General features: G+C 65.1%; 31 protein-coding genes, 1 tRNA gene, 1 pseudogene and 1 riboswitch. Of the genes and pseudogenes, 18 read left to right on the top strand and 15 right to left on the bottom strand.

Features of this window, described 5'->3' with window-relative positions; all coding sequences use genetic code 11:
- Positions 1 to 24: 24 nt before the first annotated feature.
- Positions 25 to 639: a TetR/AcrR family transcriptional regulator gene (locus ACVWY0_RS15325; RefSeq protein ID WP_485837482.1), complete on the top strand. Its 615-nt coding sequence runs from the start codon at positions 25 to 27 to the stop codon at positions 637 to 639.
- Positions 640 to 1,183: 544 nt separating this feature from the next.
- Here ACVWY0_RS15325 and ACVWY0_RS15320 read toward each other — a convergent pair.
- On the bottom strand, positions 1,184 to 2,212 hold the full coding sequence (locus ACVWY0_RS15320) for an EamA family transporter (protein WP_485837439.1): 1,029 nt from the start codon (positions 2,210 to 2,212) through the stop codon (positions 1,184 to 1,186).
- Positions 2,213 to 2,284: 72 nt separating this feature from the next.
- Between ACVWY0_RS15320 and ACVWY0_RS15315 the strand changes: the two genes are divergently transcribed.
- Positions 2,285 to 3,265, top strand: coding sequence for a LysR family transcriptional regulator (locus tag ACVWY0_RS15315; protein WP_485837438.1), 981 nt, complete (start codon positions 2,285 to 2,287; stop codon positions 3,263 to 3,265).
- On the opposite strand, the gene ACVWY0_RS15310 is transcribed toward ACVWY0_RS15315, so the two are convergent.
- Together ACVWY0_RS15310 and ACVWY0_RS15305 are read right to left on the bottom strand one after the other, a co-directional pair.
- Positions 3,243 to 3,770 carry a SixA phosphatase family protein gene (locus ACVWY0_RS15310; RefSeq protein WP_485837437.1) on the bottom strand — a complete coding sequence of 176 codons (528 nt, stop codon included), beginning with the start codon at positions 3,768 to 3,770 and terminating at the stop codon, positions 3,243 to 3,245. The two genes, ACVWY0_RS15315 and ACVWY0_RS15310, sit on opposite strands and share 23 nt — an antisense overlap.
- A gap of 360 nt (positions 3,771 to 4,130) precedes the next feature.
- Positions 4,131 to 4,997: a winged helix-turn-helix domain-containing protein gene (locus ACVWY0_RS15305; RefSeq protein WP_485837436.1), complete on the bottom strand. Its 867-nt coding sequence runs from the start codon at positions 4,995 to 4,997 to the stop codon at positions 4,131 to 4,133.
- Between ACVWY0_RS15305 and ACVWY0_RS15300 the strand changes: the two genes are divergently transcribed.
- From ACVWY0_RS15300 to ACVWY0_RS15285, 4 genes are all read left to right on the top strand, one after another.
- Entirely contained in the window at positions 4,996 to 5,325 is a 330-nt protein-coding gene (locus ACVWY0_RS15300) for a hypothetical protein (RefSeq protein ID WP_485837435.1), read from the top strand. The genes ACVWY0_RS15305 and ACVWY0_RS15300 overlap by 2 nt on opposite strands.
- 291 nt (positions 5,326 to 5,616) lie before the next feature.
- Positions 5,617 to 6,357, top strand: coding sequence for a response regulator transcription factor (locus tag ACVWY0_RS15295; protein WP_485837434.1), 741 nt, complete (start codon positions 5,617 to 5,619; stop codon positions 6,355 to 6,357).
- Positions 6,350 to 7,918 (top strand): HAMP domain-containing sensor histidine kinase, encoded by a 1,569-nt coding sequence (locus tag ACVWY0_RS15290; protein WP_485837433.1) that lies wholly within the window; start codon positions 6,350 to 6,352, stop codon positions 7,916 to 7,918. The genes ACVWY0_RS15295 and ACVWY0_RS15290 overlap by 8 nt, the downstream gene beginning before the upstream one ends.
- A 99-nt stretch (positions 7,919 to 8,017) precedes the next feature.
- A riboswitch (cyclic di-AMP (ydaO/yuaA leader) is annotated at positions 8,018 to 8,170 on the top strand.
- A gap of 5 nt (positions 8,171 to 8,175) precedes the next feature.
- The gene (locus ACVWY0_RS15285) at positions 8,176 to 8,904 is read left to right on the top strand and encodes an aggregation-promoting factor C-terminal-like domain-containing protein (RefSeq protein ID WP_485837432.1); all 729 of its coding nucleotides are present in this window, start codon (positions 8,176 to 8,178) and stop codon (positions 8,902 to 8,904) included.
- 71 nt (positions 8,905 to 8,975) lie between these two features.
- Here ACVWY0_RS15285 and ACVWY0_RS15280 read toward each other — a convergent pair whose 3' ends face one another.
- The 4 genes and pseudogenes from ACVWY0_RS15280 to ACVWY0_RS15265 form a co-directional block, all read right to left on the bottom strand.
- Positions 8,976 to 9,674, bottom strand: a complete 699-nt coding sequence (locus ACVWY0_RS15280) for an HAD-IA family hydrolase (RefSeq protein ID WP_485837431.1) — start codon at positions 9,672 to 9,674, stop codon at positions 8,976 to 8,978.
- 22 nt (positions 9,675 to 9,696) lie between these two features.
- Positions 9,697 to 10,064: pseudogene (locus ACVWY0_RS15275) on the bottom strand (VOC family protein).
- Positions 10,065 to 10,126: 62 nt separating this feature from the next.
- Positions 10,127 to 10,762 carry a uracil phosphoribosyltransferase gene (gene upp / locus ACVWY0_RS15270; RefSeq protein ID WP_485837430.1) on the bottom strand — a complete coding sequence of 212 codons (636 nt, stop codon included), beginning with the start codon at positions 10,760 to 10,762 and terminating at the stop codon, positions 10,127 to 10,129.
- Between the two features lie 12 nt (positions 10,763 to 10,774).
- Positions 10,775 to 11,566, bottom strand: a complete 792-nt coding sequence (locus tag ACVWY0_RS15265) for a phosphatase PAP2 family protein (protein ID WP_485837429.1) — start codon at positions 11,564 to 11,566, stop codon at positions 10,775 to 10,777.
- A 61-nt stretch (positions 11,567 to 11,627) separates the two neighbouring features.
- Between ACVWY0_RS15265 and tadA the strand changes: the two genes are divergently transcribed.
- A complete protein-coding gene (tadA, locus tag ACVWY0_RS15260) occupies positions 11,628 to 12,134 on the top strand; it encodes a tRNA adenosine(34) deaminase TadA (RefSeq protein WP_485837428.1) in 507 nt (168 codons plus the stop codon).
- Between the two features lie 66 nt (positions 12,135 to 12,200).
- Here the strand turns inward: tadA and ACVWY0_RS15255 are convergent, their stop codons facing one another.
- From ACVWY0_RS15255 to ACVWY0_RS15230, 6 genes are all read right to left on the bottom strand, one after another.
- Complete coding sequence (locus tag ACVWY0_RS15255) at positions 12,201 to 13,469, bottom strand: DNA glycosylase AlkZ-like family protein (RefSeq protein ID WP_485837427.1); 1,269 nt, start codon at positions 13,467 to 13,469, stop codon at positions 12,201 to 12,203.
- 3 nt (positions 13,470 to 13,472) lie between these two features.
- Complete coding sequence (locus tag ACVWY0_RS15250; RefSeq protein ID WP_485837426.1) at positions 13,473 to 14,714, bottom strand: glycosyltransferase family 4 protein; 1,242 nt, start codon at positions 14,712 to 14,714, stop codon at positions 13,473 to 13,475.
- Between the two features lie 4 nt (positions 14,715 to 14,718).
- Positions 14,719 to 15,114, bottom strand: a complete 396-nt coding sequence (locus tag ACVWY0_RS15245; RefSeq protein WP_485837425.1) for a 6-pyruvoyl trahydropterin synthase family protein — start codon at positions 15,112 to 15,114, stop codon at positions 14,719 to 14,721.
- 3 nt (positions 15,115 to 15,117) lie between these two features.
- The gene (locus ACVWY0_RS15240) at positions 15,118 to 16,149 is read right to left on the bottom strand and encodes a zinc-dependent alcohol dehydrogenase (protein WP_485837424.1); all 1,032 of its coding nucleotides are present in this window, start codon (positions 16,147 to 16,149) and stop codon (positions 15,118 to 15,120) included.
- Between the two features lie 72 nt (positions 16,150 to 16,221).
- On the bottom strand, positions 16,222 to 17,277 hold the full coding sequence (locus ACVWY0_RS15235; protein WP_485837423.1) for an IS110 family RNA-guided transposase: 1,056 nt from the start codon (positions 17,275 to 17,277) through the stop codon (positions 16,222 to 16,224).
- A gap of 440 nt (positions 17,278 to 17,717) precedes the next feature.
- On the bottom strand, positions 17,718 to 19,370 hold the full coding sequence (locus ACVWY0_RS15230; RefSeq protein WP_485837422.1) for an HNH endonuclease signature motif containing protein: 1,653 nt from the start codon (positions 19,368 to 19,370) through the stop codon (positions 17,718 to 17,720).
- 219 nt (positions 19,371 to 19,589) lie between these two features.
- On the opposite strand from ACVWY0_RS15230, the gene ACVWY0_RS15225 reads away from it, so the two are divergent.
- Positions 19,590 to 19,676, top strand: a tRNA-Ser gene (locus tag ACVWY0_RS15225).
- 65 nt (positions 19,677 to 19,741) lie between these two features.
- Here ACVWY0_RS15225 and ACVWY0_RS15220 read toward each other — a convergent pair.
- A complete protein-coding gene (locus ACVWY0_RS15220; RefSeq protein ID WP_485837421.1) occupies positions 19,742 to 20,875 on the bottom strand; it encodes a tyrosine-type recombinase/integrase in 1,134 nt (377 codons plus the stop codon).
- A 2-nt stretch (positions 20,876 to 20,877) separates the two neighbouring features.
- The gene (locus ACVWY0_RS15215) at positions 20,878 to 21,387 is read right to left on the bottom strand and encodes a helix-turn-helix domain-containing protein (protein ID WP_485837420.1); all 510 of its coding nucleotides are present in this window, start codon (positions 21,385 to 21,387) and stop codon (positions 20,878 to 20,880) included.
- 126 nt (positions 21,388 to 21,513) lie between these two features.
- Between ACVWY0_RS15215 and ACVWY0_RS15210 the strand changes: the two genes are divergently transcribed.
- From ACVWY0_RS15210 to ACVWY0_RS15165, 10 genes are read left to right on the top strand one after another with little or no spacing between them, the layout of a single operon-like run.
- Positions 21,514 to 21,717, top strand: a complete 204-nt coding sequence (locus ACVWY0_RS15210; protein WP_485837419.1) for a helix-turn-helix transcriptional regulator — start codon at positions 21,514 to 21,516, stop codon at positions 21,715 to 21,717.
- On the top strand, positions 21,714 to 21,926 hold the full coding sequence (locus tag ACVWY0_RS15205; protein ID WP_485837418.1) for a hypothetical protein: 213 nt from the start codon (positions 21,714 to 21,716) through the stop codon (positions 21,924 to 21,926). The genes ACVWY0_RS15210 and ACVWY0_RS15205 overlap by 4 nt, the downstream gene beginning before the upstream one ends.
- The gene (locus tag ACVWY0_RS15200) at positions 21,919 to 22,266 is read left to right on the top strand and encodes a hypothetical protein (protein WP_485837417.1); all 348 of its coding nucleotides are present in this window, start codon (positions 21,919 to 21,921) and stop codon (positions 22,264 to 22,266) included. Before ACVWY0_RS15205 ends, ACVWY0_RS15200 begins: the two co-directional genes overlap by 8 nt.
- Positions 22,267 to 22,275: 9 nt before the next feature.
- Positions 22,276 to 22,416, top strand: a complete 141-nt coding sequence (locus tag ACVWY0_RS15195; protein ID WP_485837416.1) for a hypothetical protein — start codon at positions 22,276 to 22,278, stop codon at positions 22,414 to 22,416.
- Positions 22,413 to 23,552, top strand: a complete 1,140-nt coding sequence (locus ACVWY0_RS15190; RefSeq protein ID WP_485837415.1) for an AAA family ATPase — start codon at positions 22,413 to 22,415, stop codon at positions 23,550 to 23,552. Before ACVWY0_RS15195 ends, ACVWY0_RS15190 begins: the two co-directional genes overlap by 4 nt.
- Positions 23,549 to 23,860: a hypothetical protein gene (locus tag ACVWY0_RS15185; RefSeq protein WP_485837414.1), complete on the top strand. Its 312-nt coding sequence runs from the start codon at positions 23,549 to 23,551 to the stop codon at positions 23,858 to 23,860. The genes ACVWY0_RS15190 and ACVWY0_RS15185 overlap by 4 nt, the downstream gene beginning before the upstream one ends.
- Before the next feature lie 5 nt (positions 23,861 to 23,865).
- Positions 23,866 to 24,459 carry a hypothetical protein gene (locus ACVWY0_RS15180; protein WP_485837413.1) on the top strand — a complete coding sequence of 198 codons (594 nt, stop codon included), beginning with the start codon at positions 23,866 to 23,868 and terminating at the stop codon, positions 24,457 to 24,459.
- A 12-nt stretch (positions 24,460 to 24,471) separates the two neighbouring features.
- The gene (locus tag ACVWY0_RS15175) at positions 24,472 to 24,648 is read left to right on the top strand and encodes a hypothetical protein (RefSeq protein ID WP_485837412.1); all 177 of its coding nucleotides are present in this window, start codon (positions 24,472 to 24,474) and stop codon (positions 24,646 to 24,648) included.
- Positions 24,645 to 24,779, top strand: coding sequence for a hypothetical protein (locus ACVWY0_RS15170; protein ID WP_485837411.1), 135 nt, complete (start codon positions 24,645 to 24,647; stop codon positions 24,777 to 24,779). Before ACVWY0_RS15175 ends, ACVWY0_RS15170 begins: the two co-directional genes overlap by 4 nt.
- Before the next feature lie 14 nt (positions 24,780 to 24,793).
- Positions 24,794 to 25,372: a hypothetical protein gene (locus tag ACVWY0_RS15165; RefSeq protein WP_485837410.1), complete on the top strand. Its 579-nt coding sequence runs from the start codon at positions 24,794 to 24,796 to the stop codon at positions 25,370 to 25,372.
- Positions 25,373 to 25,387: the final 15 nt, after the last annotated feature.

Below are 25,387 nucleotides of genomic sequence, written 5' to 3'. Positions count from 1 at the left end.
GATCCCGTTGGGCACGATCCCGCCATGCACGGTCCCGCCGAGAAGAAACTCCGCCCGGCCCGGACCAATGCCACCCGGCAGAAGCTCTTCGACGCGTCCATGGAGCTGATCGGCCAGCGTGGCGCAGCGGGTGTCACTGTGGACGAGATTGCCGCGGCGGCGGGCGTCTCCAAGGGCACTGTCTACTACAACTTCGGCAGCAAGTCGGACCTGATCGCGCAGTTGCTGCGGCACGGCGTGGACATCCTGAAGGCACGCCTGCTTAGCGAGGCCCGGCATCCCGGGGCCGATCCACTGGTGGCCATGGAGGCAATGATCGGCCAGGCAATGGATTTTATGGACGATTACCCGTCCTTCGCCCGTTTGTGGGTGAGCGAAAACTGGCGGACTCCCAGCGAATGGCGGGACACGTTCGCGGTGCTCCGGTCTGAACTCCTGGCGGTCATCGGCGCGGCCATAGAGAACGTGGCTGCCGTCTATCCGGTGGACCAAACGGTCTCGCGGGGCAGCCTCGAAACGGCGATCTTTGGCGCCTGCTTTGTGGTGGGGCTTGACCGGCAGACCTACAACCCGGAACGCACCCGTGACCAAAGCGTTGCAGCAATCATGGCAATCATGCGCGGCTATGTCGTGAAGTAGCAGGGATGATTGGACACATGCGCCACATGGGTAACAGCGGGAAGTTCGCCGTGATCGCGGCCGTCGCCGCCTTGGGCATGCTGGTGCTCACCGCCATCACCCTGGAAGAGGCCGTGATGGTCACGTTCCTGGGCCTGGTTGCGCTGGCCTATGTTGCGGCCGTGGCGGAGGTCCTGGCCCGGGGGCGCCACTTTGTATTGGTTGCCACGGCTGTGGGATCCAGCCTCACCATTGCCTTCTCCCTTGCCTTCGTCAGCACCTGGGAGCTGGCCTTCGCCGAGCAGTCGTCGATCTTCGGCACACCGCTCCCCACCGGGGATCCGGACAACTACTTCTACTGGGGTGGGGCCTCAGCGGTGGCCACGCTAGCGGTCCTGTTCCTTGGCGCAGTCTGGCCGGCGGGCAGGCGGTTGGGGACTGCCAAACGGGGGCCCTCGCCAGCCAAGCGGCGGCGCGCTTCCGGCACTGGCCGCACTGCTGCGCGGCGCCCGGCAACCGGAGCCACCGCGGCCCGGGGCGCGGCACCCCGGGGTGCCGCCACCGGTCAGCGCGCGTCAGGCTCCCGTGCGCCCGCCCGGATGCCAGCCTCAGCAGCCAAGCGGCCGTCGTCGTCCGCCTCCCCGGTCCGCAAACCGGCACCCAAACCGGGCACCAAGACGGGCGCCAAACCGGCGCCCCGCCGCTGACCCAGCCGCAGAACCTGACGGCCGCGGCCGGCGAGCACGGCAGTCGCCACCCCGCCCAGGAGGAGCAGCCCGCCAGCCAGTTCCGCCGGCGTCGGCACCTCCCCCAATGTCAACCAGGCCGCGCTCATGCCCACCACGGGAACCAGCAGGGTAAAGGGCACCACGGCCGACGACGGATAGCTGGCCAGGAGCCGGTTCCAGATCCCATACCCCACCAGCGACGCGAAAATGGCTGTGTACAGCGCACTCAGGATCGTGGCCGGCTGGAGGTCTGCCAGTGTGCCGAACACCGCGCCCGGCCCGTCCACCAGCAACGACAGCCCGGCTAGGGGCAGCGGAACCACTGCGCCGGACCAGACCACCAGCCCCAGCCCGGAGGCGGCCTTGGCCTGACGCGCAATGACGTTCCCGGCCGCCCAGGACAGCGCGGCTCCCAGCACGATGATGAGCGGGAGCACCGGGGCCACGGCACTGCGGCCGACGGCCACCACGGCCAGCCCCGCAACGCCAAGAACGACGCCGGCCAGTTGGCTCCGGCTGGGCCGCTCGCGCAGGAACCCGGCGGCCAGAAGGACGGTGAGCAGCACCTGCGCCTGGAGGACCAGGGAGGCGAGGCCTGCCGGCATGCCCAGCGCCATGGCGAGGTAGAGGAGGCCGAACTGGCCCGCGCTCATAAAGACGCCGACGCCGATGATCGCCTTCCAGCTGACGTCCGGTTTCCTGATGAAGAAAATACAGGGGAAGACCACCAGGAGGAAGCGCATAGCCACAAAAAGCAGCGGGGGAACCTCACGGCCGTTCGCATGCAGGCCGAAGTCGATGGCGACGAAGTTCAGGCCCCAGAGAACGGCGACCAGGGCTGCGAGGAGGGAGTGTCGGAGGTTCACGGTCCCACTCTTGCAGAACTGCAGATGAAGCACCAGCGTTGAATTCCGCGTCAAATCATGTACGTTTGCTTCATGATTGAGATCGGTTCACTCCGGGCCCTGGCGGCGATTGAACAGCACGGTTCGGTCATAGCGGCGTCCGAGGTGATGGGTTTCAGTCCGTCCGCTGTCTCCCAGCAGATCAAGAAGCTGGAGAAGCAGACCGGGTTCCCCGTCCTGGAGCGCCGCGGCCGCGGGGTGCTGCTGACCGAGCGGGGGCTCACGCTGGCAGCCTACGGCCGGCGTATCCTGTCGGAGCTCGAGGAACTGGAATCCACCCTCTTGGCGGATCCGGCCAAACCTACCGGACACCTCAGGGTTGTTTCCTTTTCCACTGCCTGCCGGGGCCTCGTGGGGCCGCTGCTGGGTCGGCTGGCTTCGTCCGGAGCGGACCTGGATCTCAGCGTGCTGGCCGAGGACCCTCGGGAAGCGGTGGCGCGGGTGGCCAACGGAGAAGCGGATCTGGGTGTGGTCCACAATTGGAACTCCGTCCCGCTGGTGATACCGGAGCATATGACGCTTGAGTGGCTGTGCGAGGACGTTGCGGACGTCCTGGTGCACCGCGACCATCCCCTGGCAGGACGCGGCCAGGTGGAACCGGCGGACCTGGTGGACGAACGCTGGATCAGCACGCCGCACGGAGCCATCTGCAACGAAGCGCTGCTGAGGATCTTCGCCGACCTTGGCCGGGTGCCGGACATCAGGGTCTACGATCCAGACTTCGCAACCCACATCGCACTGGTGGAGCAGGGAGCCGTGGTGGCGCTGGTCCCCCGCCTCGGCCGGCCCGCGCTGCCTGCGGACGTCGTCGGCCTGCCCCTGGTCAACCCCACGCAGGTCAGGCAGGTGGGCATCGTGTACCGCCGCACCATGGCGGCCAGCCCGGGCATCCAGCACGTCGCCGGACTGCTGCGGGAGGTCGCCGGGTCCCGTGGGGTCGCCGGGTCCCGTGGGGTCAGTGAGCCCCATGGGGTCAGTGGATCCCGTGGCGTTAGTGGGTTCGCGGGACTTTGAACTTGGTCAGCCGGGCGTCCTGCCCATCCAGCTCGGCCCAGGATTTTTCCGTTTCCAGCACCGTGAGGGCGCTGGTTGGGTAGCGGGTGGCGGCGTCCATGTAGGCGTCGTGGTTTGAGTCCCGTGAGGCCAGGTGCATGGCAAGGTCCTGGACGCCAGGCATGTGCGAGATGAGCATCAGTGTGGTGACGGTGTCAGGCACGTGGTTGACCACGGCGAGCATCCGCAGCGCAGAGGCGGCGTAGAGGCCGTCCTCAAGTTTCGGCGTCGGGGCCTTGTCCCCCAGTTCTGAGCACACCCAGGTGCAGGTCTGGCGGGTGCGGAGAGCACTGGAACACAGGATGAAGTCCGGGAGGATGCCGTGTTTGACCAGCCACTTGCCGGCCAGGGGCGCCTCCCGGTGTCCCCGTTCCTCCAGCGGCCGCTCATGATCCGCCACACCGCCGGGCCAGTCGGACTTGGCGTGCCGCATGATCACCAGGCGTTTGATGTGGTGGTCGCTCATCCCCCAAGCCTAGACCCGCAAGACCCGCGGCGCCGCCCGTCACGCCCAGCACGCTTTTGGCGGGCCAGAGAGTCCCGGCCCGCGGAATACCGGGCCCGACCCCCGCAAGGGAAGCCAAAAGCATGCTCAGTGTGACAAACCTGGGCTGCTCCGCCGTCGAACTAGTCGCGGAGGCCAATGACTCGCGAGCCCGGACGCACAAAAGCGGCATTTCGCGTAGAGAGGTCGCTGCAGCGAAGCGGCACATCCCGAGAGCGCCGTTGTTGCGCGAGGCACGAGTGCAGGCGCAGAGGGATCGTGCCCCGAAAGCGAAAGCGGCCGCCCCAGTGGGTACGGCCGCTTTGGTGCGTCGCTGAAGGACTAGATCGAGTATTCCGGAGCGGCCCAGACAATGACTTCGGGGTGCTCGTAGAAGCGGTAGCCCTGGCCGCGGACGGTACGGACGGTGTTGGCGAGGCGGCCCAGCTTGGAGCGGAGACGGCGGATGTGGACGTCGATGGTGCGTTCGTTGGGGACTTCCTCGGCGTTGCGCCACAGGCCCTCAAGCAGTTCATCGCGGCCAACCGTGCGGGTGCCGTTTTCCACCAGGTAGTTGAGGAGTTCGAATTCCTTGAAGGTCAGGTTCAGGGATTCGCCGTCAAGGTGGACTTCGCGGCGGGCAAGATCGATCAGGACGCCGGACGGGCGCGGGTCCTGGGGCTGCTGCAGCCGGGCAGTCTCGGTGCGCTTCTGCGCGTTCACGGTGGGGTCACCAAAGGTGGAACGGACGACGTCGAGCGCGGAACCGGGGGTGCCGGCCGGGGCCACGGCCACGGCCGCGTAGCTTTCAGCACCAGTCACGAGGGACTGTGCGTAAGCGCGGATTTCCTGGGCAAGTTTGGCAATGGAGGTTCCAGCAGCCGCTGCGGTCTCCTCGTCGATGCCCATGTAGAGGACAAATCCGCGGGCCACGGTGTCATTTGCGACCGGGCGGACAGTGTTGGGTCCCGCGATCACCGGAGTGGGCGCGGTCAGCGGCGCGGCTTCGGCAGGCTGGACGGCGCGGAGCTGGCCGTAGGAACTGGGGTTGTAGCCCTGGGGTGCGTAGCCGGGGGCAGGAAAGCTGGCTCCGGGGGCAGCCGGGGCGAACGCCGGTCGGGCACCGAACCCCTGGCGGAGGCCGGAAGCCTGGCCGGCCTTGCCTGCGTTACGGACGGAGATGTGGACGTATCCGGATGCAACTGACATGAATGCTTACCTCAATGTGAATGGCCGTCATCGCGGCTCGAATGCTGGTGGTCCCCGCAATGAAATCTGGGGATGGCGCCCGACGCTGGGCTGGGGGCGAATGCCTAAGAACTTCCTGGGGTCTGAAGGTCAGGCGTGCATTCGACAACAGCGCATGTCGGCAGCAGCGGGTGTGCTGGGCCAATATTCTGCGGCTGCAGGTGCTGTTGAGTTCTTGTTCACAATTGAAAGTGTGCAACGTAACAATGAGAACTTGCAAGTAACAATGGGTGCACTGTTCCGCATAGTGAGACAGAATGCGGATTTGTGTTACAGATCACCATTCTGATTTGGCACCAAAATAGGACTTGTTACCCGCAAAGGGGGCACTTATGGCCCTATCCGGCGAACAATGTTCGCCCTTTCGCCATACCAAGACATTGAAATTCACCGGCCAATGACTTGCCGAGATTCCCTGCCGCCTTTTGCCGCCTGTCCAGCGGAGAAGGCGGCCGCCTGCGGATTGTCGGCGTCCCGCCCGGCCACCCAGATCGCCCATCCAGCTCGCTAGGCTGGGCTTCACAGCGTGCGCACAGGAACCCCATAGCGCGGGCTAACCGAATGATCGGAGAGTTGTCCCATGGCCACTTCGCACTCCATGACCAACAACCTTCCGCAACTGACCCACCCGGACGGCTCCCCCATCCGCGCCCTGGTGGTTGACGACGAACCCAGCCTTTCCGAACTCATGAGCATGGGGCTGCGCATGGCCGGCTGGTCCGTTGCCGTGGCTTCGGATGGCCCGGAGGCCGTCAAGCTTGCCAAGGAGTTCCGCCCGGATGTCCTGGTGCTGGACGTGATGCTGCCAGGGTTCGACGGCGTTGAGCTGCTGGGCAGGATCCGCGCCTTCGCGCCCGAGGTACCTGCGCTTTTCCTGACTGCCAAGGACGCTGTCCAGGACAGGATCGTGGGCCTGGCGGCCGGCGGGGACGACTACGTGACCAAGCCGTTCAGCATGGAAGAGGTCCTGCTGCGGCTGCACCGCCTGGTCCAGCGCTCCGGCGTTGCCGCGATGGACACTGCCGAACTTGTGGTGGGCGATCTTGTCCTCAACATCGACACCCGCGAAGTGACCCGTGCGGGCGACGCCCTCCAGCTCACCGCCACCCAGTTCGAGCTGCTCCGGTACCTCATGGAGAACCCCAAACGCGTCATCAGCAAAGCCCAGATCCTGGACCGCGTCTGGAACTATGACTTCGGCGGCCAGGCCAACATTGTGGAGCTCTACATCTCCTACCTGCGCAAGAAAGTGGACACAGTGCACCCGCCCATGATCCATACCGTGCGGGGCGCCGGCTACGTCATCAAGCCGGATGAGTAGCAGCTCGATGTCCTCGCCGCGAGCAACCCCAGCACCAGCCCGGAGCTGGCTGAAACCGGACACCTGGCATCTGCGCACGCGCCTGATCCTGTTGGCCATGGCCCTACTGGTGGCCATCTGCGGCGCCGTGGGGCTGTTCAGTTACGCCTCCATGGATTCCTTTCTCACCGGGCAGCTGGATGAACAGCTGAGCCAGGCCGCCAAACGCTCGAACGATCCGGGCCGCCCGCCGCTGGGCGGATTCAACGGCAGGCCGGACCCGCTTGACTCCCGCGGGCAAAGTGTCGGAACGCTGAATGCGCGGATCCTGGACGGCCAGATCCCCAGTGGCGGTTTCCTGGACTCGGGCACCACGCGCCTGGCCCTCGACGCCGAAGACAAGCAGACCCTGCTGGCGCTGACGCAGAACGGCCTTCCCGTGAACCGCTCGCTGTCCAACGGGGATTACCGGATTGTGGCCGTGGAAACCGGCTACGGCGATGTCCTTGTCACGGGCCTTCCGCTCGCCGCCAAGGAGAGCACGCTGGCGTCGCTGGTGTGGACGTTTGTGTTCGTTTCCCTTGGCGGCCTGGCGCTGATCGGACTGGCAGGAACCGTGCTGATCCGGCGCACCATGAAGCCGCTGGAGCAGCTTTCCGAGGTTGCAACCCGGGTGGCCCGGCTCCCGCTGGACGCGGGCGAGGTGGCACTCGCGGTGCGCGTCCCGCCGTCGAACTCCAATCCCGGAACCGAAGTGGGCAGCGTAGGGCACGCCCTCAATCTGATGCTGGACAACGTCGCCAACGCACTCGAGGCGCGGCAGCGGAGCGAGACCAAGGTGCGGCAGTTTGTTGCCGACGCTTCCCATGAGCTGCGCACCCCGCTGACCGCCATCCGCGGGTACACGGAGCTGATGCGGATGACCGAGGACTTCACGCCGGACGGCCGGAAATCCCTGGCCCGGGTCCAGAGCCAGTCCGAACGCATGACCACCCTGGTGGAGGATCTGCTCCTGCTCGCCCGGCTCGATGAGGGCCAGCCCCTGAAGCTCAGCGAAGTAGACCTCACACAACTCGTGATCGAGACCGTCAGTGACGAGAAGGTCATCGCCCCGGACCACCACTGGCGCCTTGAACTGCCTGACGAGCCGCTCGCCGTCACGGGTGATGCGTCCCAACTGCGTCAGGTGCTTGTCAACCTGCTCTCCAATGCGCGCAAGCACACGCCGCCGGGGACCACCGTGGTCACCGCTGTCACGAAGTCCGCCAATGGCGGCGCAGCGGTGACGGTAACGGACGACGGCGGGGGCATCCCTGCGGAATTCGTTGACCACGTTTTCTCCCGGTTTGCCCGCGCAGACGCGGCGCGCAAGGGTACGGCGCCGGCCTCGGGCGCCGGGGCGTCCGAAGGCACTAGTGGCTTGGGCCTGTCCATTGTCCAGTCGATCATGGAGGCCCACGGCGGGAGCGTGGAAGTAGCATCGCGGGCCGGACGGACCGAGTTCGCGTTACTCTTCCCTGCCGGCGCGCTGGCGCGACCCACTGACGCCCGAGCGCAGCAAGGCGACACACCGTCGTCGTGATTCCTGTTACCAAAATGTGACTTAAGCTCCCAGCTCCTGTAGCGTCGATGACGTGTGGTTCCCGTTGGGCCGCATATCCGGATGACGCCAAGCTCTGCCGCTTCCCGGATTCCGTTTTCAGAGGCAGAGGCGGGGGACCCACCGTCCCGGGCACCAAGTGCCCTTTGGGGTTAAGCCAACACGTGATTGTGCCGTGTGGCCGGATGCCCTCATCCGAACCCGACAGCTAACTCCGCAGGTGTGAGAGGCGATCCATCATGTCTGAATTCAAGGTACAAACGCGCCCGCAGGGCGACACAAAGTCCCACAGCCACCGCAAGCAGACCCGCTTCGGTGCAGCTATGTCCCCATTGTCCAAGGCGGCCCGGATTCCCTCCGTAGGCCAGCGCGTCGCGGTGTTCGCGACGGCGTGCGCCCTGCTGGTCGGCGTCAGCGCCGCAGCACACGCTTCCGAGTCTGCGTCGCTTGCTGCCAGCGCGGACCAGGCCGCCGAAGAAGCCAGCGCCCAGTCGAAGCTGAGCTTCGAGGCAGCCGAGATCCAGCCCCCGGCCTCCCCGGAAGCTGCGCCGGCCGAGATCAACGTCGCGCCCCAGGCCGCCGAACCGGCACCTGCCCCGGCCCCGGAGCCCGCTCCTGCCCCGGCTCCGGAACCTGCACCCGCGCCTGTTGTGGCCGTCAACGACCCCGCAGGAGCGCAGGCCTACGCTGCTGGCCAGCTGGCGACGTACGGCTGGTCCGCTGACCAGATGCAGTGCCTGCAGACGCTGTGGACCAAGGAATCCGAATGGACCACCACGGCCACCAACGCCAGCAGCGGCGCGTACGGCATCGTCCAGTCATTGCCCGCTGAGAAGATGGCGAGCGCCGGCGCGGACTACGTCACCAACTACCGCACGCAGATCAACTGGGGCCTGAACTACATCCAGGAGCGCTACCAGTCTCCGTGCGGCGCGCTGAACTTCCACCTGTCGCACAACTGGTACTAGGCCGACTGAGCGGCGGCGGCGGCCGGCGTCGCTGAGCTGCGCCGGCGGATCACGATAGCGATCCGCCGGCGTCAAAGCCGGAAAGAAATGAGCTGCCGTCCCGCGGCGTCCGTTTCCACGGAGGCGGTTACGGCACGGTAATCCGCGATATGCAGCATGCCTGCCGGCAATTCGCCCGCATTCGGACCCACGGCCACCGTCCGGATACCGGCGGCAACGCCTGCCGCGATTCCGGCGGGCGCATCCTCGAACACCACGGCGTCCTCCGGATTGACGCCCAGCAGCCCGGCGGCCATCAGATAGCCCTCCGGGTGCGGCTTGCCCCGTGTGACCAGGTCGGCCGTCACGGCCGTGGCCGGCATGGCCAGCCCAGCAGCGTCCATGCGGATGTCCGCCAGGGTCCTGTCCGCTGAAGTCACCAGCGCCACTGCCTGGGCCGGGAGGCTGCGAAGCAGGTCGGCAGCCCCCGGCAACGCGATGATACCCGCAGTCCGCACCCGTTCCATCGCGCCCAGTTCCGCAGTGAGGGCCGCGACGTCCGCTCCCCCCGGCGCGAACCGGCGTACGGTATCGGCAGCCTGGACGCCGTGCGAAGTGCGCAGGATTTCGGCGATGTCCAGGCCGTACCGGGCCGCGAATTCTCCCCAGACCTCCTCCACTACTGCCGTGGAGTCCACCAGTGTGCCGTCCATATCGAAAAGGACGGCCCGGCAGGTCAGTGTTCGCGTGGCGGCAGGTGCTCGTGTGGCGGCAGGTGTGGGGATGTTCATGCTGCCTATTTTGCCCTAGGCGTCACGGCCCCAGGATGTACTGCACCGCCCACTTGTTGCCATCGGGATCAGCGAAATAGACGAAGTGCCCCCAGTCCTGGATGTCTATGTCGCTGACCTCCACACCGTTGCCCTTGAGGTGGTCGTGGGCAGCCTGGATGTCGCTGACCACCATCTGCAGGCTTGGGGCCGTACCCGGAGGGGCGTCATTGAGGCCCTCGCCAATACAAATGGAGCAGGCGGATCCCGGCGGGGTCAGCTGGACGAAGCGGATGCCATCCATGGGCCGCTCGTCGAAATCCGGGTTGAATCCAACTTTGTTGACGTAGAAATCCTTGGCGCGGTCCACGTCGGATACGGGCACAAGACGAGTTCAAGTTTCCAGTCCATGCGCCACAGGCTAAAGGCAGCGGCAGGAAAGCGGAAGACCTGAAATCCGAAGCAGCCCCGAATTAGCCGGCGATGCCGTACAGGCGGTCGCCGGCGTCGCCGAGCCCGGGAACGATGTAGGACTTCTCGTCGAGCCGTTCGTCAACGGAGGCCAGCACGATGGTCACGTTGGCCTCGGCCAGTTCCTCTTCGAGCTTGGCCAGGCCTTCCGGCGCGGCTAGGAGGCAAATGCACGTGACGTCGGAGGCGCCGCGCTTGAACAGGAACTTGATGGCTTCGCGCAGGGTTCCGCCGGTGGCAAGCATCGGATCCAGCACAAAGATCTGCCGGTTCGTCAGGTCCTCCGGGAGCCGCTCCGCGTAGGTGATGATGTCCAGGGTTTCCTCATCGCGGGCCATGCCCAAGAAGCCCACCTCAGCGGTGGGGACCAGCTTGGTCATGCCCTCGAGCATGCCGAGCCCGGCGCGCAGGATGGGGACCACCAGAGGCGTGGGCTTGGTGAAAGCGGTGCCCACTGTGGTGCTGACCGGCGTCTCGATGGTGACCGGCTGGGTGCGGACCTCACGGGTGGCTTCGTAGGCCAGGAGGGTCACCAGCTCTTCCGTCAGCTGCCGGAAGACCGGTGACGGAGTGTTCTTGTCCCGCAGGACGGTGAGCTTATGGGCGACCAGCGGGTGGTCCACAACGAGAGTGCGCATGCGTCAAAACTATCACCCGGTACCCCCCTTGCCCGGCCCGGTGATGCCGTTCTTCTGCACCACATCCCGCACCACCGGCCGGTCAAACGTGGGGGCCGGGCCGTCTTGGTCGCGCCGCCTGACGAAATGGAAGAGCCGATGCGCCAGGATCACGATACCCAGCCAGGCCAGGCCAAGCAGCCAGGCGACAATGACGTCGGTGAGCCAATGGTGCCCCAGGAACACCCTGCTGAGCCCCATGGCGATGATAAACAGTGTGCCGGCTGCGATCAGGAACACCCGGACCAGGGTCTTCTGGTACTGCAGGCAGGCCAGATAGACCACCAGTCCAATCACCACAGTGGTGTTCAAGGTATGACCGCTGGGAAAGGACGGCGACGTCTCAAACGGCGGCACGGCGTCTGCGTGATCCGGCCGGGTACGGCCCACCAACGTTTTCCCGAGGGTGGTGGCCGTGACGGAAAAGGCTGCGGCGCCGCCAATCAGAACGATGGGGCGCCAGGTCCGTCCGGCAAACGTCAGCCAGGCGGTCAGGATGCTGGCGAGGATGGGCATTCCGATGCCTCCGCCGATATTCGTAAACCCGGTCACCACCGAGTCCAGCACTGGATTCCGCAGGTCTTCTGCATACCGGAGCGCAGGCTTGTCCAGGTTCGCCAGGCCGGCCTCGTCCACCACGTTGTCGTACACCTCGGCACCGAGGAGGGCCAGCGCAACGATGATCACGCCGCCGATCAGGATGGTGATGGTCAGCGCCGCGTACGGCTTGAACCAAGTCCTCAACCGTCCGGTGAAGGTGTCCACAAGTTCCTCCTGGCGTCGGGGCGTAGCAAGGATGGATATCCTTCGAAACTATCATTGAGCCATGGTCCCTGGTGAAAAGAAACACAGCGAATGGATGAGTCTTGCTCTGGACGAAGCCCGGCGCGCGCTGGCCACCGAGGACGTGCCGATCGGCGCCGTGGTGATTGGGCCCGACGGCGCCGTGCTGGGTTCCGGACGGAACCAGCGGGAAGAGCTGGGAGACCCCACTGCCCACGCGGAGATAGTGGCCATCCGCCAGGCGGCGGACCGGTTGCGTGCCTTGTCCAAACTCGACGGCGGCACCGGGGACGGCTGGCGGCTGGCCGACTGCACGCTCGTGGTGACTCTGGAGCCGTGCGCCATGTGCGCCGGCGCGGTGGTCCTGGCCAGGATTCCCCGCGTGGTCTTCGGTGCCTGGGATGAGAAAGCCGGAGCGGCGGGCTCGGTGTTCGACGTCCTCCGCGAGCGCCGGCTCAACCACTGGGTTGAGGTCTATGGCGGGGTCAGGGAAGAGGAGTGCGGTGCGGTCCTCAGGGACTTCTTCGCAGCGCACCGCAGCCGGCTGTAACGGGTCGTAGGCGGGCTGCAATTCGTCTCGGGCCTGCTGTAGCGCTCTCACCTGTCTGCACGACTCTCAGCCTGCGGCATCCAGGGCGTCGATCCTGTCCTGGCGCGAGGCCGGCGAGTCCAGGCTGAACGAGCGGAAGTCCCCCAGCTCGTCCCGGATCCAGGCCTCTACCTCGGCGATGCGCCGGGATACTGCGGGTGTGGCCCCGGCAAAGAGCCAATAGGCAATCCGTGATTTCCCGGGATCGTATTGCCACAGCCCGACGATCCGGCCGCGGTCGAAGATGGGATGGTCCGGCAGGTCAGCCTGCAACGCCAACGTGGACCCCAGGACCTGCTTTCCCTTGTCCTCCTCGGCAAACAGCTCCCCCGAGTTCCTGCGGAGCAGGACCAACGAATCCGTGCCGGCCAGCAGCTGAATCTGTTCCTCCGCCGGCGCCTCGAACAACGCAAGCCGCCCGACGTCGTCGGGCATCATCCACAGCACCTCACCGTTGGCGGTGGGAACCTCCACTGACCCAGTGGCGGCCAACGCTGCCTTCGTGTGGGCCAGGGTGAACCCGGTGAACCATTGCGACTGCTTGACCGTGGCACCGCCAGTCCAGCCGAGATAGCGCTGCAGCAGGAGGCTGCGGGCGGCGTCGTCGTCCATGGCGGTGGGCGGCAAACCCCACAGTGTGTAGGCGTAGCGCTGCTGATCCAGCCGGCCGTTGGCGGGCACGCGCCGGATCCGGCCGTCCGCCTGGAGGAGGCCCAAGGCCGTGGGCAACGTGGTGGCGGCGCCCTTCTTTTTGCCCTCCTCGCCGAGGTTCCGGACCGAATCACCCAGCAGGTCCTTGAGCTGTTTGGGGTCCAGCGGGCTGCGGGACTCGGCCAGGGCGTGGAGGATCTCCTCCTCCAGCAGCGTGATCTCGCCGCGCTCGACGCCCATTCTTGCCAGCACACGGAACGGCGCCACGGCGGCGTCCCGGCCGATCTGGAGGCCCCACGCAAAGTCATCCTGTCCCAGCACATAGGTGCAGCCGCGGGCGGTGGGCAGCTCATGGATTTTCAGCGACAGGGCGTCGGCATCCGCCTGCGCGCGGCTAGTGCCGGCGCGGGCAAAGAGCGTGAGGTACGGGTTGGCGCCGCCGACGGAACGGGCCCAGCCCGCCCTGCTAAACACGTCGGCGGCGTCCGCGCCCTGCAGTGTGCCGTCGAGGCCCTGCTTGTGCCAGGCCCATGCCCTGAGGAGCTCTGGAGTTAGCACCTGCGGATCCGGGGCATCTTGGCTCAGGGCTTGTGCGATCACGGCTTGTGGGATCACGACGGTGGCGGAGGTCGGGAGCGTGGTCATGGCTTATTGTCCACCGGCCGTCCCCGCAGCGGTAGGCATTCCCTCGGCTGGGGTTTCTTCAGCAGGCGATTCTTCAGCAGGCGTTTTGGCAGGCACGCCGAGGATTTCCAGGACGTTCCGGGCGGTGGAGTCCCAGCCGGGCAGCTGTTCCCGTGCCGCCAGGGCAGCGGCACGCCAGCCGGCTCGGAGGGATCCGTCCACCAGCCACTGCCGGATCACGGCAGCGAGCACGTCCGCGTGGTGGTCTTCAGGTCCGTTGCCACGAGGTGCGTCGCCTTCGGGTCCGGCGAGTCCGACGGCGGCACCTGGCACCGCCCATGTCCCGGCATCACGCTCACCACCACGCTCGCCGTCCAGTCTTCCCGCGAGCCTGCCGCCAAGTCTCGAGGCCAGTCCCAACGCGTCCACGGCACCGGTTCCCTCCCGCACAATGACGGGAATGCCGTGGGCCAGCGATTCCGTCACCACAAGCCCAAAGGCTTCGGCCCGGGACACAAGAATGCTCAGGTCTGTCCGGTTCCATTCGTCCGCCAGTGCGGTCCCGGCGAGCTGGCCGGTCACGCGCACCCTGTCCTCCATTCCAGAGGAGGCAATGGCTGCCCGGACCTGTGCCGCATAGGCGGGATCGGCGTCGTCCGTTCCTACCAGGGACGCTGTCCAGGCGAGGTCCTGGAGCCTGGCCAGCGCGGCCACAATCAGCAACTGGTCCTTGTTGGGCAACAGCGCGGCCACCGCAATGATGTGGGGCGGCGCCGAACCTGACGCCACCGGGGCAGGGTCCGTCCCGGGCAGGGCAATCCGGCTGGCGGGGAGCCCGTGCTTTTCTTCCGCCGAGGCCGCAGCGGACGAACTCGTGCAGATCACACCGGCGGCCGCCCGCAATGCCCGCCCTTCGCCGTCGGGGTGGCTGGGCGACGGCATATGCTGCAGGACCCACGTGTGTTGTCCGGCGGCCGCGGCGTACTCCAGTTCGCTAGGCGCACCGCACGCAATCAGCCCGTCCACGAGGGTGATCGTTTCTGGGGTGACGTCCGCCTGCGGTGAGTCCGCCCAAGGGTCCCAGGCGCCCAGCAGGCCGCCCAGCCGCCGTCGTTCTCCAGCGCTGGCGTCAGGCCACGAACCTTCCACCGCCAGTATCTCGACGGTAACCCCCAACGATCTCAGGCCTTGGGTGAGCAGTGCGTTGTAGACATTGCCGCCGGAGTTGTGGCGGATATTGGCGGGGACCAGGAACCTGACCAGCATGGGATCAGGCGGACAGATCAAGGTTGTAGGCGGCCCAAGCATCCGGATTTTCGCGCAGGGTGACGTCGATCCCCGCGAGCTCGCGGCCGTCGTCGTCATCCCTGAGCTTGGCTGCGACAGCCTGGGCGATGTATTCCGCGAGCGCCTCGGTGGTGCTGAGCTTGCCTTCGAAGTCCGGATGCTCGTCCAGGTTTTTGTAGTTGAGGCCGGACAGCACGTCCTCGATAATGCCGCCGGCGGCCCCGATGTCCAGGACGATCGCGTCCGGGTTCAGCGCACGACGGCGGAACGTCACCTCCGCCACGAACGTCGCCCCGTGGAGGGCCTGGGCCGGGCCAAATGCCTCCCGCGGGAGGCTGTGGGCGATCATAAAGTGGCGTCGGACCGTCAGGCTGAACACTGGCTACTTCCTGCCTTTGGGGTCGGCTTCTGCGGGGCTGTCTGCGTTGGGGTATTCGATCACATGGCACAGGGCTTCGAGCGTGCCATCGGCGAGGTCCTGCACTACTGCCGGCAGGTCCGTGAACGGAGAGGCGCCGGTAAGGAAGGCATCGAAGACCGGGTCCTTGAGGAGCTCAACAGCCAATTCCAGGCGCTCAGCCGTGGTCCGGCGGTGCCGCCGTGCCCGGGCAACCACGCCCACTTGGCTGGCCCGGATGGAGAGCCGGCGTGCGTGAAAGTCCTCACCCAGCGGCAGCGTGACCTTGCGGTTGGCGTACCAGGACATCTCGATGATCTCCCCCTCATCGCCGGCCAGCTGCAGGCTGCGTTCGAGGCCTTCCTGGGAAGCGGAGCAGTGGAACACGATGTCGCAGTCGGCTTTGGCATCATCCGGGCGGGTGAACTCCACGCCGAGCCTGTCCGCCAACTGCTTGCGTTCCGGGTCCACGTCCACGAGTTGCAGGCGGGCCAGCGGGAAAGTCCGCAACAGGGTCGCCACCATGCCACCCACCAGACCGGCACCGACGACGGCGATCCGGTCGCCCAGCCTCGGTCCGGCCTCCCAGAGGGCATTCACAGCGGTTTCCACGGTGCCGGTGAGGACGGCGCGGCGGGCCGGGACGCCGTCGGGAATCCTGGTGAGGGCGTCGGTGGAAATGACGTAGCGGTCCTGGTGTGGATTGAGGCAGAAGACCTTCTGGCCTGCCCATCCTTCGGGCCCCTCCTCCACGACGCCCACGGAGAGATATCCGAACTTCACGGGCGACGGGAAGTGGCCTTCCTGGTGCGGCGCGCGCATTTCCTCGGCCACGCGGGGCGGGACGGAGCCTTTGTGCACCACGATTTCCGTGCCCTTGCTGATGCCTGAATACAGCGTGCGGACCAAGGCTTCGCCGGGCCCGGGGGCTGGCAGTGCCTCGTTGCGGAGCTCACCGTGTTCCGGGCCCGTAGTCCAGTACGCGGTCGCCTGTGCCTCTTTGCCTGACTTAGTCATCTTGCTTACGAATCTAGTCGGCGGGGGCTCTCCGCAACAGCCACCCGGCGCGAACGAATCCTTCTATGGTTGTCAAGCGTGGCAGGGGCCTGGGTTGGCGGCGTTGAGTATTCGGTAGATCCGTCGGGCGAGATAGCGTTTCACGCACCGGCGGATCTCCTTTTTTGTTCGTCCTTCGGCTTGGCGTTTCTGGACGTAGTCGATAGTGGCGGCGTCGAAGGTCATCCGGCTCAGGGCGATGATGTGCAGTGCTTTGTTCAGGGTTCTGTCACCGCCGCGATTGAGTCTGTGCCGGACGGTGTTCCCTGACGAGGCCTGGATAGGGCTGGCTCCGGCCAGGGACGCGAAGGCGGCCTCGGAATGGACGCGTCCCCGATGGGACCAGACGGTCAGGCAGATGGCGGCCGTGACGGGACCGATCCCGGTCTCTTTCAGTAGGGGCGCGGCTTCGCTGATTTCGACCAGTCCGGTGATTTGGTCGTTGTTGGTTTTGATGTCCGTGTCGAGTTCGGTGATGTGTTTGGCCAGCCGGACTGCCTCGGAGCGGGCAACGGACTTGGCCAGCGGTTCTTCCCGGGACCGCCAGCGGGAGACTTCGGTGATCTGGGTTCCGGTCAGGGGTTTACGCGCATCCAGGCCAAGGTCGTTGACCCGGAGCAGGGCGGTCAACGCGTTCACGCTCCGGGTACGCTCGGTGGTCATGGATTCCCGTGCGGTGACCAGGATCCGCAGGGCCGCTCGGACTCCTTCGTTCAGCCGTGGCTGGCGCAGCTGCTGCTCGTCCAGGGGCAGGACGGCTGCGGCGATCCGGTGCGCGTCGAGCGGATCGGATTTGCCGACCCCATGATGGGCATCCATGCGCGCGGCTTCGGCGACCGTGTAGCCGGCGGCGCCGGCCAGCAGTGCGCCGTAGGAAGCAGCGCCCTCGATCACCCACAAGGTCGCCAGGTCAGCGCCGGTGTGGCGCGCGACCCAAGCGATCGCGCGGTTAATGCCGGCCCCGGTGGTGGGGAAGTCCCGGGTGGCGATCAGCTCACCGGTGGTGCCGGTGATGATGGCGTAGACATGGTTCTTGGCGTGCGTATCGACGCCGACGACAAAAGGGCGGGAATGCGCAACGATAGTCATAGCGGTTCTGGCACCTTCCTCTATTCGCGGACATGGTCAGGGCCGTACACGGCCGGTACCAGTCCGGGTAGAGGTCACTTCGGAACAACACTGTGACGAGCCACGCCCCCCAAAGAGGCGGACAACCTTCTGATCAAGTTACCGAGGTGGGCCGGGTGGTACCGGCCGCCACCCCGCGGATGGACAGATCCATTCAAAGACACCCCTTGCAGGGCCAAACACTTGCCGAGTCACATCCACGGGGCTGAACGGCCAATACCACTCTGCCAGCCAGTCCCAGACCAGCCACCAAAATCCTCACAGACACTTGCGGCCCTGGTTGAGAAGTCACGGCCCTCCGCCAGAGGACACTTGGGGTCCCTGAATCTTGGCCGCAGCTATCCGTTCGGGCTGCTGGTGGAAGCTTGCCCTGCTCTGCCTGCTCCAACTCTGCCTCAGCCCTAACTCGGATTTCGGACGCCCCCAGCGGCGGACGGGTCTTCGGGCAGCGGAGTGTCCGCTAGTGATGAGTCCCGGAATGGAACGAAGCCGGGCAGACCCTCGGCGGGCAGAGGATGGTTGGCATGGTGAAGCCCTGGAACGGGATAGTGCTCAAGGGCGCCAGCGGGAATTTCGCCTTCTGGTGCACCTGGATCTCTGAGTCCGCGCGGAGCAGCATGGAGCACCAGCTCTGACTTTTGGCCCGGCTGTTGTTGTGGCCAGGGTTCTGGCCACGTCGGTGGTTCCCAGTCGGGGTGTTCGCTTTGGTAGTGGCGCCCGGACGGTGATATCCAGCCGGGTGGTTCATTCTTGGTGGCTGCTTTGGGTGTCCAGCCGCTGGCGTGTTTCAGCCTGTGGTGCTTGGGGCATGGCTGGCCGAGATTTGAGATGCCGGTGGTGCCGCCGCGGGCCCAGGCGAGGAGGTGGTCGGCCTCGTTGTCCAAGGACTGGTTGCTGCAGCCCGGGAACGGACACTTCCCGTCCCGCAGCCGTAGCCATTGACGCTGGGCTTTCGTCACGCGGTAGCTGGTCCGCCCGATCTCCAACGGAGCTCCGTCGCCGGCGTCGATCAGGACCCGATGGAAGGACTCGGCTCCGTCGGCAATCAGGTGGCGGGCCATGGACGGCGGGATCGGGCCGTACCCGTCTAACATGGCGGGCTCGCCGCTGAGGCCCAGCAGGGACATGACCGGGACCAGGACCTGCGCCCGCGGCGACGGAACACCGCCGCCCACTGCCATGCCCGTTTCGCCGCTGCCTCCGGTCGCGCCGCCGCTCATTTCCCTAACCGCGTCACCGGTTCCGCCGAGGAGCCAGGTAGCGGTGATGTCGGCGCGGAGTTGGCTGAGGGTTCGCCCTTCGTCCGGTCCTTGGAGGGCGCGGGCTGCAGTGGTGGTGCGGTCCCAGATCCCCGCGGCCTGGTCGGCGGGGAGGTAGGCGGAGAGCCAGGCCATGCCGTCCCGGTCCGGGGCATACTCCAACCGCCGATCGGCGGCGCTGCGTGCGTGGCGTTTTTCGATGCTGACCGGGTGATGGCGTTCCCGCCAGGTCCGGGCCTTGTGCCGGAACCGCCCGGGGATGAGCCCACCGGCCGGGCCACGTGCCGGATTCACCGCGTGAGGGTCCAGGAAATGCGCCTCCAACGCCTGCGCGCCGGCAGGGTCGAGGTTCACGGTTTCGTCGACCATGATCCGGGCGTGCTGCCACGAAATCTGCCCGGCCTGCAACGCCGACAACGTCAACGGCAGCGCCGTGGCCAGGGCGTGGGCCTCCCCGAGCAGGGCACCCGCGGCGCGTTCGCTGACCGTCAGCACACAGGCGACCTCAGCAACCACGGCCATTTCCTGCCCGGTATGGTCCTGCGGCGACACTGCCGGGCCCGCCAGGGCCTTGGCGGTGTCGGCATACACGGCGGCCGCGTGAACCTTCAGGGCCGCCAACTTCGCCTCCCCACGGGCCACGGCAGACAGCGTCCGCAAAGCAATCTCGGCCCGCCGATCCAACGGATCAGCACGCGGACCCGAGGCCTCACCAGCTTCACCGATCACAACCGCCAGCTCAGCGAAGGACACCGCGAGTGCCTCCGCCGTCGCCACAGCTGCTCTGCTATCCATACTCAAATCATCCCGCGAGGGTCTGACAATAACGGCGAGGCTGAACGGCTATGTGCATAACTCTGCGAACCAACGATCAGTGCCTCCAGCAGTGTCGCTGCAAGGGGCCTAAATGTCCCTTCGCGCTGGACTGGGCTTAACTCTCCCCTCGCACCATCCGGGGGCCGAACGCCTGCCGTTTTGTGGATGAGCGGCATGCTCCGGTAACCTATTCAGGTTGGTGACGTGTCCGAGCGGCCGAAGGTGCAACACTCGAAATGTTGTTTGGTGTCAAAGCCAACGTGGGTTCAAATCCCACCGTCACCGCGAATGAGAAAGGCCCTGGTTCCCTAGTAAACAAAGGGAACCAGGGCCTTTTGCTTTGTCTGGGATCAGGGATTTGCCCACATTTTGCCCACACTCGCCAGAGATACAGCGTTATCCAGAGCGTCTGAGACTGAGTCCAGGTCCCCGTCAAACAGATCCGCGTAGACGTCCAGCGTCATGGCCGCCGAGCTATGGCCGAGCATCTTTTGCACCGCCTTGACGTTAGCGCCGGCAGATACCGCGAAGCTCGCGGCCGAGTGCCGGAGGTCATGCGGCGTGATCCGTGGGATACCGGCCCGCTTCACCGCCCCAGCAAACCAGCTCATGTTGTCCTCATGCACCCGCGCAAGCCGGAGGTGGTGCCCGCTCTCGCCAGGGAACACTAGATCCTCGCGGCCCTTGCCTTCACATTGCCGCGCCAACTGCTCCCCCAGGAACCGCGGGAAGGGCACCGTCCGCTTCTTGTGGTTCTTGGGAGTGCCGACCTCGATCACGGAACCGACCTGGACGGCGTTCTCTTCGATCATGAAGCGCCGCCGCAGCATGTCCAGGTGCTTTACCCGTAACCCTGTCGCTTCGCCCCACCGCAGGCCGCAGTAGGCCAGCACGAGAATGAGCGTGGGGTACTTGCTCGCGGCCGCCAGCTCATGCACCTGATCGTGACTGAGGTACACGTGAGTTTTCTTGACCTTTCGCGGAAGGGACACCCCCCGCGCTGGATTGCTCAGCATCCGCCGATCGCTCACGGCGTCATCCAAGACGGCAGCCAGCACACCATAGGCACGGATCACCAGAGTGGCCCCTTTAGGCTTCCGCGGCGGCATGACGTCGGGATCCCCGAGCGTCATTTCAGACACCCACTGCTGAACCGCCGTCTTACGGATGTCGGCCACAGCGACGTGACCCCATGCCGGCAACACATGATTCCTCCACGCCGACTCAACCGGCCGATATGACGACGGCTTGAGATGAGTCTGCCGAGCCAACCACGCCCCTCCCAGCGGCCCAACCAGCGCACGGGCGGCGGTAGCGTCCACGAATTCGCCACGGGCCTTAGACACCTCCACCGATGCCAGGAACAGCTCAGCATCACGCTTAGTCCTGAACCCGCGCTTGTCAGTCTGGGTACGGTCAGGCTTCCGATAGCGGACCCGGTAACGCCGGCCCGCCGTCGTGTCGTAGGGCTCAATCGTTGCCATGGCTACTTCCCACCTTCGGGCGGCCCAGGCATCTTTCCGGTCTTTCTGGCGTGAAGGTCATCAAGGGAATTCACCACACGCACCCCTTGGACGATAGAGGCTATCTCGGCATATCTCCATGCAGGAGCGGCGAGGGCCATGAACTCGATCCACTTAGTGTCTGACTGCTGCGGGAGTTGCGCTTCACCAGTCATCCAAGCGTTGATGTTTCCTGCGCGTTCTTCAACTCCTCCCGTGACTTGCACGAGGTCGTCCATGCTTTCGCTGTACGGCATGAGCAGTGTTTTCGGCGTTACACCGAGGGATACAGCGAAGGCTACCAAGTCGTCAACATCCACTCGGCGTTCCTTTTCCTCAATGCGCCGGACGGCCAACGGTGACACGGAACGGCCGCATTCCGAAAGCCGCTTTGAAAGTTCCGTATAGGTCAATCTTTGAGCCTCACGAACCCTCTTGATGTTGTCCGCGACGGTCTCGCCGCTAGGGCCTATGTCCATCTTCTTACCTGCCATGCATCCCATAGTGACATACAAAAGATGAAGGTGCACCTTCTTTAGTTGACACAGGCTCACAACGTGCTTAGTATGATTCCAGACCTACAAAACATGGAGGTCTAGCTTTGAAGGATGGAGGATGGAATGGCAGAAGAACTCGTCTCCCCGGTGGCATTGGCTGAATATCTCGGCACAACTACCGGCGCGCTTGCCCAAATGCGTTACCGGGGCATGGGCCCCAGATTCATCAAACTCGGAGCCAAGGCCGTGCGGTACAGCATGTCCGATGTGAACGCCTGGCTGTTGGCTAACACCATGCAGTGCACCAGTGAACGGGCCACGGCATGAGCGGCCGCACCTACACCGAGGCCGATTTAGCGGCGGCATGGGAGTCCGGCTACTGGCACGGTACGTCCCACACCGGCCCGCTGAATGACGTGGCCGTGAGAGGCAAGAACCCGTACACCAAAAAAGAAAGCGACGCCGGTTCTCCCGCCAAGAAGAACACCAGCGCCGCCACCGAAAACACCTACAAAAAGGATGATTCCAATGACTAATGGTACCAACTGGCCCGCAACAGTGCGGGAGCTCGGCGTGATGGCCGAAAATCAGGGCCTCGGCCTTGTCGAGATGTGGGACGAGCTCGAAAGGGAAGTCGGGCCCCTCCCGCTCCCGCCGGCCGGTTACACCCTGGCGCCGGGAACCGGTGACCTCTGGATCGCCGCCGAAACCATGAATCGCGGCTGGATCATGACGCCGGGATGGAAGTTCGACACCGGCCATTGCATCAACGTCTGGACAGTCGACGGCAGGGACCTCTCACCCAAGGAAGCGCTTGAACTCGGTATGGCGCTAATCCAGGCCGCACAAGCCGCCGGCGTAGCTGAAGGCGAGTAGGCCGCACAAATGAATGCATGGGACAAGCGGCGGATCGCCGCCTTCGCCCCAGGGCTCATCACCGTTGCTGAGTATCAACACTGGGAGATTATTCGCTATCTCGCCACTGCCGACCCGCTGTATATAAAGGAATTGGAGGCCGCCGCGTGACCATCCCTGATTACTTCGCCGCCGCGGCCTTTGACGAATCCGCTCCTGCGCCCGTTCCTGTTCCTGTACCCCCTATGTCAGGAACGCAGGAACGCTCCCGGAACGTGGTTTACGGAGACGTTGCGGCACTCCTGGCCGGGGAACTCCCGGACCCGCCGGCACCGTCCGTACTACACCGCAGCGACGGGAACAGCGTGTTCTACGCAAGCCAGGTCAACATGCTGTTCGGTGAACCTGAATCGGGCAAGACATGGGTTGCACTCGCCGCCGTAGCCGAATCCCTGGATAACGGTGGAAGGGCCGCGATTGTGGACCTCGACCATAACGGCATGCTTTCGACAGTAACCCGGCTGATCGGCCTTGGAGTCTCGACGGAAACACTCTCTGACCTGAACCACTTCCGGTATATCGAGCCCGAAGACAAGCAGGAACTGTCTGACGCTGTGAAAGACCTAGCCAAGTGGGAACCGGGCGTGATCGTCATCGACAGCATCGGGGAGCTGCTCCCGCTCTACGGGCTGAACTCCAACAGTCCGGATGACTTCACCATTGCCCATACCCACGTCATCAAGCCTCTTGCCCGCGCTGGTGCTTGTGTGATCGTCATTGACCACGTAGCCAAGAATCCCGATTCCAAGGCTCAGGGGCCCACCGGGACGGGCGCCAAGACACGCGCTGTGGGCGGGGCATCTGTCCGGGTGACCATCAAGGAAGCCTTCGCACCCGGCAACGGTGGATCCTGCTACCTGGCCATCCGAAAGGATCGGCACGGCGGCCTGAGGGCAACCTCCCCCGCCGGGGATAAAGAGCCGCTTGCAGGGACGTTCAAGCTCAATCCGGAGGGGCACGAATGGCCATGGTCACTATGGGCGCCAGCCAGCGGAGAACGTCTCCCCGAGGCCGTGCCGGCTGCTGACCTCGCAGACATCAAAGCGTTGGACCCGCAGCCAGTATCAGTCCGCGACCTTGCAAGCCGTCTTGGCTGGGGAAACACAAGGGCCACCGCCGCCCTAAGGGTCTACCGCCAACAGTGTTCCCCTGTTCCTGAGACACAGGGTACGGGAACAGGAACACTCACCGTTCCCGCTCCTGACGTGTTACTCGGTAACACGGAACCGTCTGAGGTTGCAGCGTGAACCTCAGCAAAGCAGACCTCGTGAACCTTTGCGAAATCTTCAAGGCCAAAGCACTGGAAGAGCACAAGCTATTCAAGAAATGGCGCAACCGGGCGTTAGAGGCAGAGAGCCGCCTCGCCATCTACGAGCCAGGGAACGAACCAGACGTAGACACCCGCGCATGGATGAACCGGGCACTACTCGCCGAATCTTCTATAGCAGTCCTCAGGGCCGCATATGAGCCTCCCCGCCGCACCATTCACCACCTCACCGACGCCGCCGGAAACCCCGCGACAGCGCTCCCCACAACCCACCCCGAAAGCGAGTAAAAGACATGGCGCCACTCCCAAGCGATATGTTCAAAGGTGACGACTATTTAGTGCGCAAGGTCCGCGACCTTGAACGGCTACTTCAGCAGGTCATGGCAGCCAACCCGCTGGCAACGGCAGGGATCAGCGCCAAGCCCGGTGGCTTTGCCGTTACCGGGACTATGGATCTTCCCCCCGGCATCATCGGTAACGCCGCCCTCGCCGCCCCAGTGAGCCCAGGATCGGCTGGCCTGACCCAGCAGAACTTCGCCACCACCACGGCCGGAGCGACTTACGCCCAGGCATCCATTACGGTCCCCGCGGGCTACACGCAGGCACTCGTTATGAACGGCGTCTCCGCAGGGGCCACGAATAGCGGCACGGCGTCAGACTTTATCTACATCGCCGCATCGATCAACGGTACGTCCGGCGGTGAACAGCCCGCACAGACCCTAGCCGGCGCTTACGGCAGCGGCTCCGCGTTTGCCATCCGAACTCTGACCGGCCTAACCGGCGGGTCGATCACGGTCGAGTGCAAGATCCGCACCGGCTCCGGCGTATGGGCAGCCGCGACCGGAAATACGGCCAGTGTCAACGCCCTTGTCCTGTTCCTCAAGTAAGGAGACAACCCCATGACCCCCACAAGCCAGCCGGAGCCCCGCCTAGCCTCTGACGCCGCCGTCTTCGTCCGTCCTATCGATGGAGCCGTGTTCGCCGCGCAGAAGGGCACGCCGCAGGCCGAAGACCTCGCCAACGATGCCAGCCTGACACCAGAGGCCGTCACGCCTACAACGGTTCCCGCCCCATGAGCAGCACCGAGCCCGCGTCGGGCCAGACCACCGCCGACGAACTCGCCGCCCTCCGGCTGACAGTCCAGCAGCAGCAACGCGACATCGACGCACTGAAGCGGTCCATCAAACGCATTACCAGCAAAGTCTGAACAGGGGTAGCCCAATGACCGAAAACGCTTGCAACACAACGCACGGGACAGAGCGCCCCATGGAACCCGCACGGCTCCAGAACTGCCAAGAATGCCCGTTCCGGAAGACCAACCGGCACCGGGAACACCCGCTAGGGATCCAGTACACAGACGGCGAATTCGCCAAACTCTGGCGCAACGTTTCCCAGGATGGCGGCGCGTTCGGATGTCACATGTGGGACTCAGACGCGCACCCCTTTGACGCGACCGTGAAGGACGCCGGCTACCATAAGCCCGCCGAAGTCGGTTCCCGGATCGAATGCGCCGGCATGGTTGCCATGGTGGAACGCGAACTGGACATCGCGGACGCAGCCCCCAGCTACGCCGAATATCACCAGCAGCGGCCCCTAGGAATGTCGAAAAAGGCAATCCTCATCTACTCCGCCCGCAGGCTTGGGGAGATGGGCCCGGAACTTCGTTTCTCAGGGCACATCAACAAAGACGAGATCCTGGACCCGCACGACGTCATAGACCTGTTAGGCGTCGCAGTGGTTGACGGTAGGGGCGTCGTTGCCGGTGACGAGGCAGGTTTTTGCCGTGGCGTCTTGATTTAGTGCCGTCGGCGGCGT

The sequence above is a fragment of the Arthrobacter sp. UYNi723 genome, from assembly GCF_054057635.1.
Note: the sequence above shows the minus strand (reverse complement) of the source record. Positions and strands in the feature narration are given on the sequence as shown.

Coding starts and splice junctions, on each gene's coding strand:
- ACVWY0_RS15315 (WP_485837438.1), top strand. CDS start 2,285: ATGATTGAGATCGGTTCACTCCGGGCCCTGGCGGCGATTGAACAGCAC.
- ACVWY0_RS15280 (WP_485837431.1), bottom strand. CDS start 9,674: ATGAACATCCCCACACCTGCCGCCACACGAGCACCTGCCGCCACGCGA.
- ACVWY0_RS15200 (WP_485837417.1), top strand. CDS start 21,919: ATGACTAATGGTACCAACTGGCCCGCAACAGTGCGGGAGCTCGGCGTG.
- ACVWY0_RS15250 (WP_485837426.1), bottom strand. CDS start 14,714: ATGCTGGTCAGGTTCCTGGTCCCCGCCAATATCCGCCACAACTCCGGC.
- ACVWY0_RS15305 (WP_485837436.1), bottom strand. CDS start 4,997: ATGTCAGTTGCATCCGGATACGTCCACATCTCCGTCCGTAACGCAGGC.
- ACVWY0_RS15300 (WP_485837435.1), top strand. CDS start 4,996: ATGAATGCTTACCTCAATGTGAATGGCCGTCATCGCGGCTCGAATGCT.
- ACVWY0_RS15295 (WP_485837434.1), top strand. CDS start 5,617: ATGGCCACTTCGCACTCCATGACCAACAACCTTCCGCAACTGACCCAC.
- ACVWY0_RS15285 (WP_485837432.1), top strand. CDS start 8,176: ATGTCTGAATTCAAGGTACAAACGCGCCCGCAGGGCGACACAAAGTCC.
- ACVWY0_RS15195 (WP_485837416.1), top strand. CDS start 22,276: ATGAATGCATGGGACAAGCGGCGGATCGCCGCCTTCGCCCCAGGGCTC.
- ACVWY0_RS15290 (WP_485837433.1), top strand. CDS start 6,350: ATGAGTAGCAGCTCGATGTCCTCGCCGCGAGCAACCCCAGCACCAGCC.
- ACVWY0_RS15170 (WP_485837411.1), top strand. CDS start 24,645: ATGAGCAGCACCGAGCCCGCGTCGGGCCAGACCACCGCCGACGAACTC.
- ACVWY0_RS15215 (WP_485837420.1), bottom strand. CDS start 21,387: ATGGCAGGTAAGAAGATGGACATAGGCCCTAGCGGCGAGACCGTCGCG.
- ACVWY0_RS15165 (WP_485837410.1), top strand. CDS start 24,794: ATGACCGAAAACGCTTGCAACACAACGCACGGGACAGAGCGCCCCATG.
- tadA (WP_485837428.1), top strand. CDS start 11,628: ATGGTCCCTGGTGAAAAGAAACACAGCGAATGGATGAGTCTTGCTCTG.
- ACVWY0_RS15240 (WP_485837424.1), bottom strand. CDS start 16,149: ATGACTAAGTCAGGCAAAGAGGCACAGGCGACCGCGTACTGGACTACG.
- ACVWY0_RS15230 (WP_485837422.1), bottom strand. CDS start 19,370: ATGGATAGCAGAGCAGCTGTGGCGACGGCGGAGGCACTCGCGGTGTCC.
- ACVWY0_RS15210 (WP_485837419.1), top strand. CDS start 21,514: ATGGCAGAAGAACTCGTCTCCCCGGTGGCATTGGCTGAATATCTCGGC.
- ACVWY0_RS15175 (WP_485837412.1), top strand. CDS start 24,472: ATGACCCCCACAAGCCAGCCGGAGCCCCGCCTAGCCTCTGACGCCGCC.
- ACVWY0_RS15310 (WP_485837437.1), bottom strand. CDS start 3,770: ATGAGCGACCACCACATCAAACGCCTGGTGATCATGCGGCACGCCAAG.
- ACVWY0_RS15255 (WP_485837427.1), bottom strand. CDS start 13,469: ATGACCACGCTCCCGACCTCCGCCACCGTCGTGATCCCACAAGCCGTG.
- ACVWY0_RS15180 (WP_485837413.1), top strand. CDS start 23,866: ATGGCGCCACTCCCAAGCGATATGTTCAAAGGTGACGACTATTTAGTG.
- ACVWY0_RS15325 (WP_485837482.1), top strand. CDS start 25: ATGCACGGTCCCGCCGAGAAGAAACTCCGCCCGGCCCGGACCAATGCC.
- ACVWY0_RS15235 (WP_485837423.1), bottom strand. CDS start 17,277: ATGACTATCGTTGCGCATTCCCGCCCTTTTGTCGTCGGCGTCGATACG.
- upp (WP_485837430.1), bottom strand. CDS start 10,762: ATGCGCACTCTCGTTGTGGACCACCCGCTGGTCGCCCATAAGCTCACC.
- ACVWY0_RS15205 (WP_485837418.1), top strand. CDS start 21,714: ATGAGCGGCCGCACCTACACCGAGGCCGATTTAGCGGCGGCATGGGAG.
- ACVWY0_RS15220 (WP_485837421.1), bottom strand. CDS start 20,875: ATGGCAACGATTGAGCCCTACGACACGACGGCGGGCCGGCGTTACCGG.